Origin of the sequence: Stenotrophomonas panacihumi (assembly GCF_001431645.1) — a bacterium.
In the GTDB taxonomy this organism is placed as follows: Bacteria; Pseudomonadota; Gammaproteobacteria; order Xanthomonadales; family Xanthomonadaceae; genus Stenotrophomonas_A; species Stenotrophomonas_A panacihumi.
Map to the genome: position 1 here is coordinate 1 of NZ_LLXU01000071.1, position 550 is coordinate 550.

At 64.9% G+C, this 550-nt stretch carries 1 protein-coding gene; it reads right to left on the reverse strand.

Translation table 11 applies throughout. The features are described from left to right. On the reverse strand, positions 1-525 hold a 525-nt coding region (locus ARC20_RS07935), incomplete at its 3' end, for a spermine/spermidine synthase domain-containing protein (protein WP_484600322.1). Positions 526-550: the final 25 nt, after the last annotated feature.

Sequence of the window (550 nt, forward strand, 5' to 3'; positions counted from 1 at the left end):
GGCCTTGTTGAACAGGCCTTCGGCCGGGCCGACCGGGTCGGTCGAATCGACGATCACCACGTCCACGCTGCCGGCCGGGCAGTTGGCCATGTAGGCCACGCCGTCGTCGAACAGCAGCTCGGCGCGCTTGTCACCGTTGGATTCGCACAGCTCCGGGAAATACTTCTCCGACATGCGCGTGACCTGCTCGTCGATGTCGCACTGGGTGGCGCTTTCCACGCCCGGGTGCTTGAGCACCTCGCGCAGCGTGCCGCAGTCGCCGCCGCCGATGATCACCACGCGCTTGGGCGCGGCGTGGGTGAACAGCACCGGGTGGCTGATCATCTCGTGGTAGAAGAAGTTGTCCTTGCTGGTGAGCATCATCGCGCCGTCGATGACCATCAGCTTGCCCCAGTCGGTGCTGTCGTAGATCTCGATCTTCTGGAACGGCGACTGCACCTCGTCCAGCTTGCCGGTGATGCGGAAGCCGATGGCCGAGCCGGTGGGCTGGAAATGCTCGATGTACCAGTTGTCGTTGCTGCTCATGGGGGGTTCCTGTGCGGCGGGCCCC